Consider the following 15,057-nt stretch of genomic DNA (forward strand, 5'->3'; position numbering starts at 1 on the left):
GCTCCTAGACTTTCAGGAATTCCTCTTTCCCGCCCAGCCAGCGTGCCAGGTGCGCTTCCACGGTGGCCGCGGCGGCCGTCGTGGTGGCGTGCAGCAGGTCGTGCGCCACGTCGCGCGCCTGATCTACTAACCATTGATCCGTTTCCAGGTCGGCGAAGCGCAGCATGGCCTGGCCGGATTGACGCGCGCCGAGAAATTCGCCGGGGCCGCGGATTTCCAGGTCGCGGCGGGCAATTTCAAAACCGTCCGTCGTCTCGCGCATGGTCATCAAACGCTGGCGCGCCACGCCGCCCAGCGGGCCCTGGTACAGCAGCAGGCAGACGCTGGCCGCCGAGCCGCGGCCCACGCGCCCGCGCAGCTGGTGCAGCTGCGACAAGCCGAAGCGCTCGGCGTGCTCGATCACCATCAGCGAAGCGTTCGGCACGTCGACGCCCACCTCGATGACGGTAGTGGCCACCAGCACGTGGATATGCCCGGCGATGAAGGCGTCCATCACTTCCTGCTTTTCCGCCGGCTTCAGGCGGCCGTGCACGAGACCCACCTGTAGCGCGGGCAGGGCGTCGGCCAGCATCATGTAGGTGTCGGTGGCCGTCTGCAGCTGCAGCGCTTCCGATTCCTCGATCAGCGGGCAGACCCAGTACACCTGCCGGCCTTCCAGCGCGGCCGCATACACGCGGGCGATGACTTCGTCGCGCCGGTTCTGGTCGATGGCGCGCGTGACGATGGGACTGCGGCCCGGCGGCAGCTCGTCGATCACCGACACTTCCAGGTCGGCGTAATACGTCATGGCCAGGGTGCGCGGAATCGGCGTGGCCGACATCATCAGCTGGTGCGGCACGGCCGCGCTGTCGCCCTTGTTGCGCAAGGTCAGGCGCTGGCCCACGCCGAAGCGGTGCTGCTCGTCGACGATCACCAGGCCCAGTTTGGCAAACAGCACATTGTCCTGGATCAGCGCATGCGTGCCGATCACCAGCTGCGCTTCACCCGATTCGATCAGGGCCAGCGCCGCCGTCTTTTCCTTTTTCTTCAGGCTGCCCGTCAGCCAGGCCACCTTCACGCCCAGCGGCTCCATCCAGGCGGCGATCTTGCGGAAGTGCTGCTCGGCCAGGATCTCCGTGGGCGCCATCAGCGCGGCCTGGTAGCCGCTGTCGATGGCTTGCGTGGCCGACAGGGCGGCGACGACCGTCTTGCCGCTGCCGACGTCGCCTTGCAGCAGGCGCTGCATCGGATACGGCTGGCGCAGGTCGGCGCGGATTTCTTCGAGCACGCGCGCCTGCGCACCCGTCAGCTTGAAGGGCAGGGCGGCGCCGAAGGCCTTCGATAAAGTCCCGACGACGGGCAGCGAGGCGGCGCCTTTCGAGCGGCGCGCGCGCTGGGCGCGTTTCAGCGACAGCTGCTGCGCCAGCAGCTCATCGAACTTCATGCGCACCCAGGCCGGGTGCGAGCGGTCCATCAGCGCGCTTTCATCGATGTCCTGCGGCGGATAGTGCAGCAGGTGCACGGCGGCGCGGAACGGCGACAGCTGCATGTCGCGCAGCAGATGATCGGGCAAGGTGTCTTGCCAGTCGATGCGGCGAATGGCGTCGGCGATTTCGCGCCGCAGCACGTGCTGCGACAGGCCTTCGCCGGACGGGTACACGGGCGTCAGGGCTGTGGGCAGCGGCGCGCCTTCGTTGACCACCTTATACGTCGGGTGCACCATCTCGGCGCCGAAAAAGCCGTGTTTGAGTTCGGCGCGCGCGCGGACCCGCGTGCCTTCGGCCAGTTGCTTGACCTGGCTGCCATAGAAATTCATGAAGCGCAGCAGCAAATTGCCCGTTTCATCGGCGATCGTCACCAGCAATTGCTTGCGCGGCTTGAAATTGACTTCGCACTTGGTGACGATGCCCTCGACTTGCCACGACTCGCCGCCGCGCAGGCAGGCGTCGCGTATCGTGTAGACCTTGGTTTCGTCCTCGTAGCGCATCGGCAGGTGCAGCACCAGGTCCATATCCGTGCGCAAGCCCAGTTTGGCCAGCCGGCTTTCCGTGCTGACCACTTTTTTGGCGGCTTTCGGCTTCGCGGCGGGCTTGGCTGCGGGAGGAAGATCGGGCTTTGGATCGGACATATGCAAGGTTTTGGTGCCGCTAGCGTAAAATAGAGGGTTGTCCGGCACACCCTGTGCGTACCGCAGTCGTAGTTGTTGCGGCGGATTATTGTAATGCCTGTATAGGCGCACAGTATAGTGCCAGATGTTCCATTGCGCACTCCTAATCATTTTTGACGTACTTTTGAAGCAAAACGCATGTATTCGCTTTCCGATTTCGATTTTAATTTGCCGCAAGAAAACATTGCGCAAACTCCGTTGGCCGAGCGCAGCGCCTCGCGCCTGTTGCATCTGGACGGCGACGCCCTGGTTGACCGCAGCTTTGCCGATATCGTCGGGCTGTTGCAGGCGGGCGACCTGCTGGTGATGAACGATACGCGCGTGCTCAAAGCGCGCTTCTTCGGCGTCAAGGAAAGCGGCGGCAAGATCGAGGCGCTCGTCGAGCGCGTGCTGGACGACCGCACCGTGCTGGCCCAGGTGCGCGCCTCGAAGTCGCCGCCGCCCGGCTGCCGCATCCGCCTGGCCGACACCTTCGACGTGATCGTCGGCCAGCGCGCCGGCGAATTCTTTACGCTGCACTTCGACGCCGACGTGTTCGAGCTGATCGAGGCGCATGGCCGTTTGCCGCTGCCGCCCTACATCGAGCACGATGCGGACGAATTTGACGAAACGCGCTACCAGACGGTGTTCAACAAGGTGCCCGGCGCCGTGGCGGCACCGACGGCCGGCCTGCATTTCGACCAGGCCCTGCTCGACCAGCTGAAAGCGAAGGGCGTCAACTTTGCCTATGTGACCCTGCACGTGGGCGCCGGCACCTTCCAGCCCGTGCGCACGGAGGTGCTGGCCGAACACAAGATGCATACCGAGTGGTACACCATGCCGCAGGAAACCGTCGACGCCGTGCGCGCCGCCCAACTGGCCGGGCGCGACGTGGTCGCCGTCGGCACGACCAGCCTGCGGGCGCTGGAATCGGCCTCGCAAAGCGGCCAGCTGGTGGCGGGCAGCGCCGATACGGCCCTGTTCATCACGCCCGGCTATGCATTTAAAACGGTAACGCGCCTGATCACCAACTTCCATTTGCCGAAATCGACCCTGCTGATGCTGGTGTCGGCCTTTGCCGGTTATGAGCCGATCCGCAGCGCCTACGCGCATGCGATCGCGCAGAATTACCGTTTCTTCAGCTATGGCGACGCGATGCTGCTCACCACGCAATCGCGCGCTGCGCTGAACCTTGATACTCCCGTGAAAGACTGACATGCTGGAATTTAAACTACTCAAGACCGACACGAGCGGTCTGACCAAGGCACGCCGCGGCACCTTGAAACTCAACCATGGCATCGTGCAGACGCCGATCTTCATGCCAGTGGGCACTTACGGTTCCGTGAAAGCCATGTCGCCGCTGGAACTCAACGAGATCGACGCGCAGATCATCCTGGGTAACACGTTTCACCTGTGGTTGCGTCCAGGCAACACCGTCATGGAGAAATTCGGCGGCTTGCATGGCTTCATGGGCTGGAACAAGCCGATCTTGACGGATTCGGGCGGCTTCCAGGTGTTTTCGCTGGGCGCCATGCGCAAGATCACGGAAGAGGGCGTGCATTTCAATTCGCCCATCAATGGCGATAAATTGTTCCTCTCGCCGGAAGTGTCGATGCAGGTGCAGCGCGTCTTGAATTCCGACATCGTCATGCAGTTCGACGAATGCACGCCGTACGAAATCCAGGGCCGTCCGGCCACCATCGAGGAAGCGGCCAAGTCCATGCGCATGTCCCTGCGCTGGGCGCAGCGCTCGAAGGATGAGTTCCACCGCGGCGAAAACCCGAATGCGCTGTTTGGCATCGTGCAGGGCGGCATGTTCGAAATGCTGCGCGACGAGTCGCTGGCCAAGCTGGAAGAGATCGATTTTCCTGGTATCGCCATCGGCGGCCTGTCCGTCGGCGAGCCGAAGGAAGACATGATGCGCATGCTGGCCCACGTGGGTCCGCGCTTGCCGGCCAACAAGCCCCATTACCTGATGGGCGTGGGCACGCCGGAAGACCTGGTGGCGGGCGTGTCGAACGGCATCGACATGTTCGACTGCGTCATGCCGACGCGTAATGCCCGCAATGGCTGGCTGTTTACCCGTTTTGGCGACATCAAGATCAAGAACGCCAAGTACAAGGAAGACCAGGCGCCGCTGGACGAGACCTGCAGCTGCTACGCCTGCCGCAATTTCTCGCGCGCGTACCTGCACCATTTGCACCGGTCCAAGGAAATTCTGGGCGCGCGCCTGAACACCATCCACAACCTGCATTATTACCTGGACTTGATGCGCCAGATGCGCGAGGCGCTGGACGAAGACCGTTTCCACGCGTTTACCCTGCAATTCCATGCGGAACGCGCACGCGGAACTTAAGAAAAGCTTAGCTTGAGCCCTGGCTGCGGCATGGCCTGAAGTTTTGTGTATTGGTGCTTGGACTGGGGCGATAAAGCATTGCATAATGCTTTTTTAGCCCCATTTAAAGTTGCCATGCCTGCAATTCGGGTTATGACGTATAGCCAATGCTAGAATACAGCGCTATTTTTTCAAACTGATTAGAACTGGAGTCACCGTGTTTTTCATTTCCAACGCTTATGCGCAAGCCCCAACCGAAGCCCTGGGCCTCGGCGGCAACCTGACCAGCTTCCTGCCGCTGGTATTGATGTTCGTGGTCATGTATTTCCTGATGATCCGCCCACAGCAAAAACGCGCCAAAGAACAACGGGCGATGATGGACGCGCTGGCCAAGGGTGACGAAGTCGTCACCGCCGGCGGCATGCTGGGCCGTGTTTCCAAGGTAGTGGACGCTTACGTCACCATCGAAGTGGCGGCCGGCACCGAAATCACGGTGCAAAAGAGCTCCATCACCACCTTGCTGCCTAAAGGCACCCTGAAGGCGCTGTAATTCCTCGCTGTCATTGCCTTGGCAATGACAGATCCGGGGCGGTTATCCGCCGCCCCTCGCGACGCCTCCGACGCTCAACACTGAACGCTGAATCACTATGAATCGCTATCCTGCCTGGAAATACATCATCATCGTCGTCGCCTTATTGCTGGGCGCACTCTATACGGCGCCCAACTATTTCGGTGAGTCACCGGCGCTGCAAGTAACCAGCGGCAAGTCGACCGTCAAAGTGACGGGCGAGCTGATGACGCAAGTCGAGCAAATATTGACGAAAGAGAACGTCAAGTCGGAAGGTGTCACCATGGATGGCGCCGGCAATCTCGCCTCCGTGCGCGTGCGTTTTGCCGATCCCGATACCCAGTTCAAGGCAAAACTGGTGCTGGAAAAGGATCTGAACCCCGATTCCACCGATCCCGCGTTCATCGTGACGGTCAACCTGCAAGCCAATACGCCGATGTGGATGCAAAAATTGCATGCCTTGCCCATGTTCCTGGGCCTGGATTTGCGCGGTGGCGTGCACTTCCTGATGCAGGTCGATGCGAAAGCCGTACTGAACAAGAAAGTCCAGGGCGTCCAGTCCGCCGCGCGTAGCGTGTTGCGCGACAAGAATATCCGCCACGCCGGCATCGAGCGCGTGGGCGACAGCGTGCAAATCAACTTCCGTGACGCCGAGACGCGCCTGAAGGCAAAAAATGTCCTGTCCGACCAGATGACGGAACTGGCGTTCGCCGATGCGGGCGAAGGCAGCGATTTGAAACTGAACATCACCCTGAAACCGGCGGCCCTGAAGGCAACCATCGACGAAGGCGTAAAACAGAATATTTCCACCCTGTCCAAGCGCGTCAACGAGCTGGGCGTGGCCGAGCCGCTGATCCAGCAGCAAGGCCCTGACCGCATCGTGGTGCAATTGCCTGGCGTGCAGGACGTGGCCCGCGCGAAAGCCATCATCGGCCGCACCGCCACCCTGGAAGTGCGCCTGGTCGATGAAACCATCGTGCCTGGCACCGAACTGTCGAGCGCCATCCCGTTCAACTCGGAACTGTTCACTGTCGGCAAGGGCGTCCCTGTCGTGCTGGCGAAAGACGTGATCCTGACGGGCGACTATATCTCCAGCGCCACGGCCAGCTTCGACCAGAACCAGCAAGCGGCCGTGTCGATCGACCTGAATGGCGACGGCGGACGCAAGATGCGCGAAGCGACGCGCGAACGCGTGGGCAAGCGCATGGCCATCGTGCTGTTTGAAAAGGGCAAGCCGGAAGTGCTGTCGGTAGCGACCATCCAGCAGGAACTCGGTTCGCGCTTCCAGATCACCGGCATGGGCGGCGCGGAAAACGCGAATGAACTGGCGCTGCTGTTGCGCTCGGGCGCCCTGTCCGCACCGATGACCGTCATCGAAGAACGCACAATCGGACCGCAGCTGGGCGCGGAAAACATCGCCAAGGGCTTCCATTCGACCCTGTACGGCTTCATCGCCATCGCCATCTTCATGATCGCCTACTACATGCTGTTCGGCGCCTTCAGCGTGCTGGCCCTGGCCACCAACCTGCTGCTGCTGGTCGGCTTGCTGTCGATGATACAGGTGACGCTGACCTTGCCAGGTATCGCCGCGATCGCGCTGGCGCTGGGCATGGCGATTGACGCCAACGTGCTGATCAATGAACGTATCCGCGAAGAGCTGCGCGCCGGCAATACGCCGCAAGCGGCGATCGCCGCCGGCTTCGACCGCGCCTGGGCCACGATTCTCGATTCGAACGTGACCACCCTGATCGTCGGCCTGGCGCTGCTGGCCTTCGGCAGCGGCCCGGTGCGCGGCTTTGCCGTCGTGCATTGCCTGGGCATCCTGACCTCGATGTTCTCCTCCGTTTTCGTCTCGCGCGGCGTGGTCAACCTCTGGTATGGCCGTAAGAAAAAGCTGACGACCTTGTCGATCGGCACGGTCTGGGTACCGGGCACGAGCAAATAAGCCGGGGCTCCGACTTACCGAATAGCGTCAACAGCGATAGCGTCCGGCGGCCCAGCCGCCGGACGCACAGAACAGAACTCAGAGGATTTCATGGAATTTTTCCGGATCAAAAAAGATATTCCCTTCATGCGCCATGCGTTGATTTTCAACGTCATTTCGGCCGTGACCTTCATTGCCGCCGTCTTCTTCCTGTTCCACAAGGGCTTGCACCTGTCCGTGGAATTCAAGGGCGGCACCGTGCTGGAGGTGAAGTACCCGAAAGCGGCCAACCTTGAAGGCATACGCGGCACCCTGATCGCCATGGGCTATGAAGAGCCGGGCGTGACCAGCTTCGATACGGCGCGCGACGTGATGATACGCCTGCCGGTGGAAAAGGGCGTGACTGCCGCGAATACCTCGCAGCGCGTGTTCGAAACCCTGTGCAAGGTCGAGCAAGGCGCGACCAAAGGCATCGATACCGTCACCGACAAGGGCGAGCACGTGATCAAGACCGCCTGCGTGGACGCCGCCGGCAACGAAGCGCTGGTGCTGCAGAAAGTCGAATTCGTCGGCCCGCAAGTGGGCGACGAACTGACGCAGAACGGCTTGAACGCGCTGGTGGTGGTGATCCTGGGCGTGATGGCATATCTGGCCGTGCGCTTCGAGTGGAAATACGCGGTCTCGGCCATTATCGCCAACTTGCATGACGTGGTGATCATCCTGGGCTTCTTCGCCTTCTTCGAGTGGGAATTTTCGCTGACGGTGCTGGCGGCCATCCTGGCGGTGCTCGGTTATTCCGTCAACGAATCGGTGGTGATCTTTGACCGTATCCGCGAAAACTTCCGCAAGCAGCGCAAGGCTTCCGTGCATGAAGTGATCGACAACGCGATCACCAGCACCATTTCGCGTACCATCATCACCCACGGTTCCACCCAGATGATGGTGCTGTCGATGCTGGTCTTCGGCGGCCAGACCCTGCACCATTTCGCGCTGGCGCTGACCATCGGTATCTGCTTCGGTATTTACTCCTCCGTGTTCGTCGCGGCCTCGATCGCCATGTGGCTGGGCGTCAAGCGCGAAGACTTGATCAAGCCGATCAAGGAAAAAGACGAAACCGACGGCGCCGTGGTGTAAACGCAGGTTTTTGCACAGCGAACCCAAGAACGATCACCCCTCGCGGTGGTCGTTTTTTTTTGTGATGGATGATGATGAAGCGTTTTTTATGGATGGCGGCGATGATGGGCGTGAACGCGCTGGCCGGCGCGGCGGATGTCAGCCGGGTGGCCGGCGATGCCATCGTCCTGCGCGGCGCCATCGCTGGCGGTGATGTGGACAAGGTGCGGCTGCTGGCCACGCCAGGCACCGTGCTGTTGCGGGTGAATAGCGATGGCGGCGATCCGCAGGCGGCAATGTTGCTGGGGCGCTATCTGCGTCAGCAGCAGTGGGACCTGTCCGTCGACACCGTCTGCGCGGGCAGTTGCGCGCTGTACGTCTTCCCGGCCGCGCACCATATGCACATCCCCGCCGGCGCAGTGCTGGCGCTGCAGGAATCGGCGTTCCTGCGCGCGCAGGCCGGCCCGGAGCGCATGCGCCGCAGCCTGATCGAGGCGGGCGTGCCTGCCGATGAGCTTGACCGTGAAACGGCGGCGCTGGCGGCCCAATTGGCAGAGACGGCAGCGCTGGAAACGGCGTTTGCCGCGGAGCTGGGCATCGCCCCCGCCCTTTACCGCGATTTCCGGCAAGTGGCGGCGCAGGCCGAGAGCGTGCGCCAGCGCTTTCCCGACCAGGAGGCGGCCGTCTACTGGTGGCCAGCCGCCGGCCGGCTGCAGCGCTGCTACGGCATCACCGGCGTGCAAGAGGGGACGCGCGCGGCGCGCCTGGCGTCCGACGGCTATCTGTACGTGCCGGCCCTGTCGGCCCTGGTCATGGGCGACCAGGCTTTGCAGGCCTGTCCATGAGCCGCAGCGGCCGCCTGTTCCTGCTGATGGACGCCATGCGCGCTAGGCGCGTGCCCGTCACGGCGGCCCAGCTGGCGCAGCAGCTGGGCGTTTCCGAGCGCACGATTTATCGCGATATCCAGACCCTGGCCGAATTGGGCGCGCCCCTGCAGGGCGAGGCCGGCATCGGCTATGTGCTGCGCCGTGGCGCCTTCTTGCCGCCGCTGATGTTTGGCGCCGATGAACTGGAAGCGCTGGTGTTGGGCGCGCGCTGGGTGCGCCGGCAGGGTGATGCCGGCCTGGCGCAGGCGGCCAGCAATGCCCTGGCGAAGATCGCGGCCGCCTCGCCGCGCGACTTGCGCGACAGCATGGCCGAGACCAGCTTGTGGGTACCGCTGGGGCGCCCCGCCGATGGCACGCAGCCTGCCGACCGCTACGTGCAGCCCGTGCGCGAGGCCATCCGCTACGAACAGAAGCTCACCCTGGGCTATCAGGATGAGCATGGCAGCGCCACCTCGCGCACGGTGTGGCCGTTTGCCCTGGCGTTTTTCGAAGGCAAGCGCCTGCTGGCCGCATGGTGCGAGCTGCGTGGCGATTACCGGCATTTCCGCATCGACCGCATCGCCAGCGTGCAGCAGCATGACGAACGCTATCCCACGCGGCGCCATGTGCTGCTGGATGCCTGGCGCAAGGCGCACGAGATTGATCCGGAAAGCTAGCGCCCCGGAATCCTGACATCTGCTCCTGACAAAAACTGTCAGTGACGGCGACTACGATGGTGGCTTCTTCACTCACCGGAGCCATCTGCCATGCGCCTGTACCACCACCCCATGTCCTCGAATGCCCGCCGTGCCCTGATGACGGCGATCCACCTCGGCTTGCCGCTGGAACTGGCGGAAGTCGACCTGATGAATGCGGATGACCGCCGCCGCCTGTCCGAGCTGAACCCGAACGGCAAGGTCCCCGTGCTGGCCGATGGCGCTTTTCTGCTGTGGGAATCGTGCGCCATCATGCAATACCTGGCCGAGCAGGTGCCGGGCCAGACGATTTATCCGCAGGCGCCGCAAGCCCGCGCCGACGTCAACCGGTGGCTGTTCTGGGCCGCGCAGCACTTCGCGCCCGCCATCAGCGTGCTGGCCTGGGAACGCGCCTGGAAGGGCATGACGGGCAATGGTCCGGCGGATCCGCTGGAAGAAGCGCGCGGCGAGCGCGATCTGCATGAATGCGCCGTGGTGCTGGACGCGCATCTGGCGGGACGCGGCTGGCTCAGCGGAGAAGGCGTGACCCTGGCCGATTTCGCCGTGGCCGCGCCGCTGATGTACAGCGAGGCCGTGCGGCTGCCGCTGGCGCAGTACCAGCACATCCAGGCGTGGTTTGCCCGCGTGCGGCAGCTGCGCGCCTGGCAGGAAACGGACGTGCAGCTATCGCCGGGATAATCTGCGCGCTAAGTGTGCCAGCGCACGGAGCTGGCGCGGCGCACCGCATAAGATAGGGCTGTCTCTTTCAGGACATCCCTAGCTTTGGACTTTACCCGCTTTCGAGCGGGTTTTTTTTGTCCGGTGTTTGAGGGTGGCTTGATAATTTGATACTTGCTGCACATATGGGGCCTATCCCACTGCCAGCAGGTACGCCATGTTCATGCCACGCCATCCGAAACCCCTGTTGAGTACCAAGGCGGTCGCCACGCAAGTCGTCCAGCAAAAGCAGGGAACGCAGGCCATGGACAAGCATGTGCTGATCGTCGACACGGTCAAGCCGGCGGCACCGCCGCCAGCGGGCAAGAAGCCTGCTGGTTGATGGACGAACACCTTCAGCAGCGACGGCACCGCACCGTCCCATTCTTGATTTCTTCCAGGACCAGGGGGATGGTCCGGGCGCAGCCATGCAGGGGGGCAATCACCTGATTCGAAACGGAAGTCATTTTCTGAACCTGGTTGAGGTATCTGAAATAAAATTCTGGTGATTTTTAAATTTTCATCCCGCGATAATTAGATGGACTTATTTTATGGGATTGATGTAGAATTTTCTTTTGATTGTTAAATTATCAAAGATATTTTTTGAGGCATGCAAAATAGGTAAATTTCAAATGGCTTGAAAATCAGGATATTTTCCTCGTATTTTTTAGAAAAGATATGGGTTGCTTATGCATGAGGTTCGTTCTTGATTTTTTGGATGCCGTTTTGATAAAATTGAATATTTGATGCGAATGAAAATAAATATCGTATTGCATTCTGAAAGACAGGGACATGTGGTTTTGGAATGTTGGGCCAGGGTCTGATTGGTAAAATGTGGCACTCTGGCATAACAAGGTTCAGTTTTGGCTGATTAAAACTATTTTTCGAAAAGTCCATCATCTTGCGTGACCAGCCCAGCGCTTCCGCCGCCGCCAGCCCCTCCCCGCCGACCCAGCCCCTGTTCCGCCAGCAAGCCATTGAGCATCTGAGCAACAAACAGTACGGTACGGTGCTGCTGGCGCGGCCCGTCAGCCATGTATTCCTGACCTGGCTGTTCCTCGCCATCGCGCTGGCCATCGTCGCCTTCTTCATCTTCTTCAGCACCACGCGCAAGGCGCAGTCGCAGGGCGTGCTGTTGCCGACCAGCGGCGTGATCCGCGTCATGCCGGGCCAGGCGGGCGTCATCGCCGGGGTGCGCGTCAAGGAAGGGCAGGCAGTGCGCGCGGGCGACGTGCTGTTCGTGCTGTCGGGCGAGCGCAGCAGCGCCAATGCGGGTGCGCCGCAGCAAGTCGTCTCGACCCTGCTGAAAAGCCGGCGCGACAGCTATGACGCGGAATTGCAGCAGTCGCGCCTGCAATCGCGCCAGCGCATGGCGGCGGGACAGCGCCGTGCCAGCGACCTGGCGGCGGAAATCGCCCGCATGGACGGCCAGATCATGCTGCAGCAGCGCCGCATTACCCTGGCGGAACAGTCCTACCAGCGCTACGGCGATCTGCACGCCACCCATTACATTTCGTCGGCGCAACTGCAGGATAAGCAAGCCGAACTGCTGGACCAGCACCAGCGCCTGGCGGAATTGCAGCGCATCAAGTCGGCCAGCCAGCGCGACCTGGCCACCACGGAAGCGGACGTGCGCGACCTGCAGGTGCAGGCGCAGCGCGACACGGAAGGCTTGCAGCGCAATGTCTCCGCCATCGAGCAAGACCTGACGGAGAACGAGGCGCGCCGCGAAATCCTCGTGCGCGCGGCGCAGGATGGCATGGTCACGGCCATCACCACCGAACTGGGGCAAACCGTGGCGGCCAACAGCGTGCTCGCCTCCGTGCTGCCGCAAGGCGCCCAGCTGGAGGCGGAAATCTACGCGCCGTCGCGCTCGGTCGGCTTCATCAAGCCGGGCATGACGGTGTTGCTGCGCTACCAGGCGTATCCGTACCAGAAATTCGGCCAGTATCCGGCGCTGGTGCGCGAAGTGGCCAGCACCTCGCTGCGCCCCGAAGAGCTGGCCGTGCCGGGCGCCGTCAGCGGCACGAATGGCGAACCCTTGTACCGCATCCGCTTGACCTTGCAGCGCCAGAGCGTGCAGGCATATGGCGAAACCCTGCCCCTGAAGTCGGGCATGCTGGTCGACGCCAGCGTGCTGCTGGAACAGCGGCGCCTGTATGAATGGGTGCTCGAACCCCTGTTCAGCATTTCCGGGCGCTTGTAAGCCTCATATTGATTTTCCACAATACTCATGCACCTCCCTGATCTCGCCCACCTGTCCTTCTGGCGCAGCCAGCGCCTGCCCGTCCTGCTGCAAACGGAAGCGGCCGAATGCGGCCTGGCCTGCTTGTGCATGGTGGCCAGCTACTGGGGCCACCAGACCGACATTTCCAGCATGCGCCGGCGCTTTTCCGTCTCCCTCAAGGGCGTCACGTTAAAAGGGCTGATGGCGATGGCGCAGGGCCTGGCCCTGCATACACGACCGTTGAAACTCGACATGCAGCATTTGCCCGAGCTGAAACTGCCCGCCATCCTGCATTGGGATTTGAACCATTTTGTCGTGCTCAAGTCCGTCTCCGGCAGCCATGTGGTGATCCACGACCCGGCCGTGGGCGAGCGCCGCCTGCCGCTGGCGGAAGTGGCGAAACACTTTACGGGCGTGGCGCTGGAACTGACGCCCACCGCCGAGTTCAAGAAGGTCGAGGAAAAGCAGCAGTTTTCCCTGCTGTCGCTGATGGGACGCGTGGTGGGCCTGAAGCGCGGCTTGCTGCAATTGCTGGTGCTGGGCCTGGCCTTGCAGGTGTGCGCGCTGGTGGCGCCGTTCTACATGCAGTGGCTGGTCGACGAGGCGCTGCTGGCCGCCGACCGCGATCTGATCACCGTGCTCGGTTGCGGCTTTCTGTTGCTGGTGCTGGTGCAGACGGCCATCGGCGCCGTGCGTTCCTGGATCACCACGGTACTGGCCACGAATTTGAATCTGCAATGGCTGGGGAATGCCTTTGCCCATTTGCTCAAGTTGCCGCTGCCGTACTTCGAGAAGCGCCACACGGGCGACATCGTCTCGCGCTTCAATTCCATCCAGACCATGCAGCGCAGCCTGACGACGCAATTCGTCGAAGGCGCCATCGATGGCGTGCTCGTGCTGGCCACCCTGGGCATGATGCTGGTCTACAGCCCGCTGCTGGCGGGCGTGGCCTGCATCGCCGTGCTGCTGTATGTGTTGCTGCGCTGGGCCTTGTTCAATGCCATGCGCGAAGCGACGGCCGAACAGATCATCCATGCGGCCCGGCAGCAGACGCACTTCCTGGAATCCGTGCGCGGCATCCAGAGCATCCGCCTGTTCGGCCGCAATGAAGAGCGCCGCGCCAGCTGGACCAACGCGCTGGCCGACCAGTTCAACGCCGACCTGCGCATCGCCAAGTTATCGGTGTCTTACCAGACGGCCAATACCTTGCTGTTCAGCGCCGAAAGGGTGATCGTCATCTGGATGGCGGCGCTGGCCGTGCTGGACAACCGCTTTTCGGTGGGTATGCTGTTCGCGTTCATCAGCTACAAGGACCAGTTCAGCCAGCGCATGGCCAGCCTGGTCGATAAACTCTTTGAGCTGCGCATGCTGCGCCTGCATGGCGAGCGCGTGGCCGACATCGTCCTGACCGACGCGGAAACCGATGGCAGCGACGTCGAGGTCGACATGAACGATATCTCGCCATCGATCGAGATCCGCAACCTCACGTTCCGCTATGCCGCCAGCGAACCAAATGTCTTGAACGGCCTCAATCTGAGCATTCCCGCCGGCCAGTGCATCGCCGTCACGGGCCCGTCCGGCTGCGGCAAGACGACCCTGATGAAGCTGCTGCTGGGTTTGCTGGAACCGACGGAAGGCGAAATCCTCATCGGCGGCATCCAGCTGGGCAGCCTGGGCTTGACGAATTACCGGCAATTGCTGGGCACGGTCATGCAGGAAGACACCCTGTTCGCCGGCTCGATCGCCGACAACATCAGCTTCTTTGCCCCTTCCCCCAATTACCAGCAGGTGCAGGCCTGTGCGCACCTGGCGGCCGTGCATGCGGAAATCGCCGCCATGCCGATGGCCTTCAATACCCTGGTGGGCGATATCGGCAGCGGCCTGTCCGGTGGCCAGAAACAGCGCATCCTGCTGGCGCGCGCCCTGTACAAGAATCCGAAGCTGCTGGTGCTCGACGAAGCGACCAGCCACCTGGACACGCGCAACGAGCAAGCGGTGAATGCCGCGATCCAGAAAATCCAGCTCACGCGCGTGATCGTTGCACACCGCCCGGAAACCATCGCCATGGCGCAGCGGGTGGTGGTATTGCAGCAGGGAGTCATCGTTCAGGACGTGATGCAGCAGGTTCAAGAAGCTGCATAGCCGACGTTGTCGGGTAAAACAGGGAGCTGGTGTTCCATTATATTCAAGTTGGCTTGCTGGAGGTGGCCGATGAAACATCCTGGCCGATGCAGTGAATTGAAAAACGCACTATGAAGTCTGATTGGCCAATATCCCCATTGTATATTTTACTTTCCAGGGGTGATTCAAAAAAGGAAGGTTAAATATTTTCCTATGCTTGATTAATTTTTTTCAGGGGGGGAAGTAATGGAACCATTGAATAGAACGTTTCCTATCCAATAAGTACCATGTTGTCCATAGATTATTGTTTGTCTCTTTTTCGGATTTTTATCTTTAATATCGGATAAGCCGCCAAGAGATGGTTCG

General features: G+C 61.6%; 12 protein-coding genes. 11 read left to right on the forward strand and 1 reads right to left on the reverse strand.

What is annotated here, in order from left to right:
* Positions 1-4: 4 nt before the first annotated feature.
* Complete coding sequence (gene recG / locus OX459_RS26550) at positions 5-2,107, reverse strand: ATP-dependent DNA helicase RecG (RefSeq protein WP_289907238.1); 2,103 nt, start codon at positions 2,105-2,107, stop codon at positions 5-7.
* Positions 2,108-2,284: 177 nt separating this feature from the next.
* Here recG and queA point away from each other — a divergent pair, with 177 nt between their 5' ends.
* The 11 genes from queA (at position 2,285) to OX459_RS26605 (ending at position 14,712) form a co-directional block, all read left to right on the forward strand.
* Positions 2,285-3,340, forward strand: a complete 1,056-nt coding sequence (queA, locus tag OX459_RS26555; RefSeq protein ID WP_289907239.1) for a tRNA preQ1(34) S-adenosylmethionine ribosyltransferase-isomerase QueA — start codon at positions 2,285-2,287, stop codon at positions 3,338-3,340.
* A gap of 1 nt (position 3,341) precedes the next feature.
* A complete protein-coding gene (gene tgt, locus OX459_RS26560; RefSeq protein ID WP_077408846.1) occupies positions 3,342-4,481 on the forward strand; it encodes a tRNA guanosine(34) transglycosylase Tgt in 1,140 nt (379 codons plus the stop codon).
* Between the two features lie 196 nt (positions 4,482-4,677).
* Positions 4,678-5,010, forward strand: a complete 333-nt coding sequence (gene yajC, locus OX459_RS26565) for a preprotein translocase subunit YajC (protein ID WP_077408845.1) — start codon at positions 4,678-4,680, stop codon at positions 5,008-5,010.
* 97 nt (positions 5,011-5,107) lie between these two features.
* A complete protein-coding gene (secD, locus tag OX459_RS26570; RefSeq protein WP_099666209.1) occupies positions 5,108-6,973 on the forward strand; it encodes a protein translocase subunit SecD in 1,866 nt (621 codons plus the stop codon).
* Between the two features lie 90 nt (positions 6,974-7,063).
* A complete protein-coding gene (gene secF / locus OX459_RS26575) occupies positions 7,064-8,086 on the forward strand; it encodes a protein translocase subunit SecF (RefSeq protein ID WP_289907240.1) in 1,023 nt (340 codons plus the stop codon).
* 74 nt (positions 8,087-8,160) lie between these two features.
* Positions 8,161-8,910, forward strand: coding sequence for a hypothetical protein (locus OX459_RS26580; protein ID WP_289907241.1), 750 nt, complete (start codon positions 8,161-8,163; stop codon positions 8,908-8,910).
* Complete coding sequence (locus tag OX459_RS26585) at positions 8,907-9,608, forward strand: YafY family protein (protein WP_180278668.1); 702 nt, start codon at positions 8,907-8,909, stop codon at positions 9,606-9,608. The genes OX459_RS26580 and OX459_RS26585 overlap by 4 nt, the downstream gene beginning before the upstream one ends.
* Positions 9,609-9,698: 90 nt before the next feature.
* Positions 9,699-10,325, forward strand: a complete 627-nt coding sequence (locus tag OX459_RS26590) for a glutathione S-transferase family protein (RefSeq protein ID WP_289907242.1) — start codon at positions 9,699-9,701, stop codon at positions 10,323-10,325.
* A gap of 196 nt (positions 10,326-10,521) precedes the next feature.
* Positions 10,522-10,686 carry a hypothetical protein gene (locus OX459_RS26595; RefSeq protein WP_289907243.1) on the forward strand — a complete coding sequence of 55 codons (165 nt, stop codon included), beginning with the start codon at positions 10,522-10,524 and terminating at the stop codon, positions 10,684-10,686.
* Between the two features lie 558 nt (positions 10,687-11,244).
* Positions 11,245-12,549 (forward strand): HlyD family efflux transporter periplasmic adaptor subunit, encoded by a 1,305-nt coding sequence (locus tag OX459_RS26600; RefSeq protein ID WP_289907244.1) that lies wholly within the window; start codon positions 11,245-11,247, stop codon positions 12,547-12,549.
* A 27-nt stretch (positions 12,550-12,576) separates the two neighbouring features.
* Positions 12,577-14,712, forward strand: a complete 2,136-nt coding sequence (locus OX459_RS26605; protein ID WP_289907245.1) for a peptidase domain-containing ABC transporter — start codon at positions 12,577-12,579, stop codon at positions 14,710-14,712.
* Positions 14,713-15,057: the final 345 nt, after the last annotated feature.

Source organism: Janthinobacterium sp. SUN026 (genome assembly GCF_030397625.1).
Classification (GTDB): domain Bacteria; phylum Pseudomonadota; class Gammaproteobacteria; order Burkholderiales; family Burkholderiaceae_D; genus Janthinobacterium; species Janthinobacterium kumbetense.